Annotated in this window: 4 protein-coding genes and 3 tRNA genes; all 7 read right to left on the reverse strand. The window is 56.1% G+C overall.

What is annotated here, in order from left to right; genetic code table 11:
* The coding region (locus FFS60_RS28385) for a GTP-binding protein (RefSeq protein WP_256658176.1) at window positions 1-131 on the reverse strand (131 nt) is incomplete at its 3' end.
* Between the two features lie 84 nt (window positions 132-215).
* A tRNA-Thr gene (locus tag FFS60_RS28390) sits at window positions 216-291 on the reverse strand.
* A gap of 26 nt (window positions 292-317) precedes the next feature.
* Window positions 318-391, reverse strand: a tRNA-Gly gene (locus FFS60_RS28395).
* Between the two features lie 26 nt (window positions 392-417).
* Window positions 418-502: transfer RNA gene (locus tag FFS60_RS28400), tRNA-Tyr, on the reverse strand.
* A gap of 141 nt (window positions 503-643) precedes the next feature.
* Window positions 644-1,321 (reverse strand): SPOR domain-containing protein, encoded by a 678-nt coding sequence (locus FFS60_RS28405; RefSeq protein WP_137823885.1) that lies wholly within the window; start codon window positions 1,319-1,321, stop codon window positions 644-646.
* A 9-nt stretch (window positions 1,322-1,330) separates the two neighbouring features.
* Window positions 1,331-2,080 carry a pantothenate kinase gene (locus FFS60_RS28410; RefSeq protein ID WP_028630560.1) on the reverse strand — a complete coding sequence of 250 codons (750 nt, stop codon included), beginning with the start codon at window positions 2,078-2,080 and terminating at the stop codon, window positions 1,331-1,333.
* A complete protein-coding gene (gene birA / locus FFS60_RS28415; protein WP_028630561.1) occupies window positions 2,070-3,026 on the reverse strand; it encodes a bifunctional biotin--[acetyl-CoA-carboxylase] ligase/biotin operon repressor BirA in 957 nt (318 codons plus the stop codon). The genes FFS60_RS28410 and birA overlap by 11 nt, the downstream gene beginning before the upstream one ends.
* Window positions 3,027-3,289 lie beyond the last annotated feature (263 nt).

Here is a 3,289-nt window from a genome sequence, read left to right on the forward strand (position 1 = left end):
GCGGAGCCGCCCCAGGTCTCGGAGCAGACCTTGGTCAGAGCAGCAGTCAGAGTGGTCTTGCCATGGTCAACGTGACCGATGGTGCCAACGTTGACGTGCGGTTTGTTACGTTCGAACTTTTCTTTAGCCATCGAAAACGTCTCCCATCAAGAGTTGAGCGAGTTACGCAACCATTAAAACAAAGGCAGATATTTTCATATCTGCCTTTGTTAAGATGGAGCTCATGAGCGGATTTGAACCGCTGACCTCACCCTTACCAAGGGTGTGCTCTACCAGCTGAGCTACATGAGCCAAACACATTACGACAACAGCAAACCTGGAGCGGGTAGCGGGAATCGAACCCGCATCATCAGCTTGGAAGGCTGAGGTTCTACCACTGAACTATACCCGCGGAGCCTGCAGCTCTCGCTTTGAATCTGGTGGAGGGGGAAGGATTCGAACCTTCGAAGTCTATGACGTCAGATTTACAGTCTGATCCCTTTGGCCGCTCGGGAACCCCTCCAAGGGAGGCGGCATTCTCATCTTCTGCCACCCTACTGTCAAGCTTTTTCTCATTAAAATCTTGAGGTTAGCTTCATTCGACAGCAGCTTCGCAACCCAGCCTTTTGGGCCATCCTGCGAAGCGGGCGCCATTCTATTCAAGCTAACGAGGAGATGCAACACCTTCGCACGGCATAAGTTGATGTTTTAATCCAAAAAAATTTCGGGACAGTTGCTCGAGCAGCGGATCACCAACCAGCCTGCGGCTTTCAGGTGCTACGCGCACCCAATAATCACGGTGCGCACGGGACAATTCCCGCATAAAAGGCTCATAGCCGGCATCGCGCAAGCGCTGCATAACGCTCTCTGCAGAATCCATGCGAGGGAAGATTCCTAGAGAAATCCCATTGACCAGATCGCCCTGGGTCACGATGTAGCTATCGATTTTCCGCGCCTGAAGCTCCTTGAGCTGGCGCAAGGAGGCCTCCCTCGAAGCCAGCGGCGCGAGATAGACCCAATAGTCAGTACCCGCAGCCGCATCTACAGGCTTTACCGTCGAACGCACGTCCAAACTGATCAGGCGCTGCTCCAGCTCGCGAGCTTGCTCCTCACGCTCGAAGCCTCCAAGAAAAAGACATACGGTCTCTTCGGCTGGCGCCGCGAGCGCAACGCTACGCTTTGGTTGAACGTCACCGGACTCACTGAGCAGACGAATGTCCTGCTGCCCACCCTTGTATAGCGAAAGCGTCTCCACTTCCTTCGGCCGCAACGGTGCCTGCTGCTGATGCCAGACGTAGTAGAAGAGATTGAGAACCAGGAGAAACAGAAACAACCAACGCATGGATCAACCTCAATGCAATGGACAGGCAATAGCCAAACCAGCAAATACCAAGTCAGGCATCACTCTTGCGCGCGGCAGCACATCACGCACCAACAGCGCGTCACCGCCGGTGAGAAAGACTTCGAACTCCTCGCCAAGATACTCAGCCGCCAATTGAACTTGAGCCTGGACAAAGCCCCGAAGCATCAAAAGACAGCCCCGCTCTACCGCCTCGACGGTCGAGCGCCCGGGAGCCATATCAAGCAAGGCCCGCTCCGCAGCCTCGTCGTCATAGCGAATGCGCCGAGTATGCGTGCGCAGCTGATTGCGCATGAGGGGCATCCCTGGACAGATAAACCCTCCGAGATGATCTCCATTCCCTGCGACCAGATCCGACGTCACCGCCGTGCCAAGATCAAGAACCAAGCAAGGCTTGCGAGCAATATGGTAAGCCCCCAACACGGCAAGCCAGCGATCCAAACCAAGGCGCTGATACTCCGAATAGCCGTTGCGCACCCCGGCCAGTTCGAGGGCCGGCAACGCAGACACGCAAGACACTCCGAATGCACCCTGCAGCCGAGCAGTCAGCAAGCGAGTTTCCTCATCGGAACGAACACTGACCAACCGGCAGTGCCGAAGCGCTAATCCAGGCGTCGCCCGCAGCACCGACACCAGCTCTTCGTCCGAACCGACAACACCGCCAACCAGGGTGACCACTTGCGCACTGTCGATCACGCGCCATTTGATAAAGCTGTTACCGCAGTCAAGCTCAAGAATCATCACTCAACCTCAAACTGAGCTCTCCACCGCTATAAGCTCGTTCTTCACCGTCGACGCTGAGTCGCAAGGCACCCGTGACGTCTATTCCCACGACCCTTCCCTGGATTTTCTGCACACCGGCAATCAGATTGACCTGCATCCCCTGCCACAGGTGACCAAGCTCCCACTCCTCTCGCAGAGCAGAAAAACCTTCCTTCTTATGACGCCCAAGGTAATCCTCGAGACGGGCACTCAAGCAACTGACCAACGCGTTTCTGTCTACCAGGGCACCCGTTTCGATTTGCATGGAAGTCCATGGCTGATCGATTTCCTCAGCAGACTGCTGCATGTTCACGTTGATTCCAATACCAACGACAACATGACAGATATCAGCCGGATCCCCCAGTAGCTCGAGGAGAATACCCGCGACCTTCCGGTTGCCGACCAGCAGGTCGTTTGGCCATTTCAGGCCGGCCGCCGTCAATCCGAATGAATGCAACGCGCTTAACACCGCCAAGCCAACCACCAGGCTCAACCCCTCAAGCTGGCGCGCACCGCCATCAATACGCAAAGCCAGGCTGTAGTAGAGGTTTTGAGCATAAGGACTGACCCATCGACGCCCTCTTCGCCCCCGCCCCTCCGTCTGCCGCTCTGCAACGACCGCGAATGGCGGAGCGAGACCTGCAGACAAGCGCCGCATTACCTCTGCGTTGGTGGAATCCAGTGACTCGAGCACATGATGCGACCAAGGCGCACCACTAGCATTCAGAATGCTTCGATCAAGCAGACTCAGCGGACTTTGCAGTCGATAACCTCGACCGCGCACCTTGTATATAGGAAGGCCAAGGTCCACCTCCAGTTGCTGCAACTGCTTCCAGACTGCACTTCTGCTCACACCGAGGATCTCCCCCAGGGCTTGCCCCGAGTGGAAGCGCCCATCTTGCAGAAGTTTCAATAGAGTCAGCATGCGCTGGATCCGGCTCACAATGAGGCAGGCATCATATCGATGCACAATCAGGTTGCATAGAAATCCGAGCCAGTCTAGTAACCCAAACCGCCCTGGGGGGGGGGGGGAACGCGGACAACGCCAGCCCTGTCCGAGCGATTAGCTTTCTTTGGCGCAAAGACAAACCCCCGAACCGTTGTCACGATTCGGGGGTTTGGGATAGAAGCTTGACGATGACCTACTCTCACATGGAGAAGCTCCACACTACCATCGGCGATGCGTCG

Origin of the sequence: Pseudomonas sp. D(2018) (assembly GCF_005502555.1) — a bacterium.
GTDB lineage: Bacteria > Pseudomonadota > Gammaproteobacteria > Pseudomonadales > Pseudomonadaceae > Metapseudomonas > Metapseudomonas resinovorans.

Excerpts from the sequence above, each read along its gene's own strand:
- FFS60_RS28405 (WP_137823885.1), bottom strand. The coding sequence starts at position 1,321 with ATGCGTTGGTTGTTTCTGTTTCTCCTGGTTCTCAATCTCTTCTACTAC.
- FFS60_RS28410 (WP_028630560.1), bottom strand. The coding sequence starts at position 2,080 with ATGATTCTTGAGCTTGACTGCGGTAACAGCTTTATCAAATGGCGCGTG.
- birA (WP_028630561.1), bottom strand. The coding sequence starts at position 3,026 with ATGCTGACTCTATTGAAACTTCTGCAAGATGGGCGCTTCCACTCGGGG.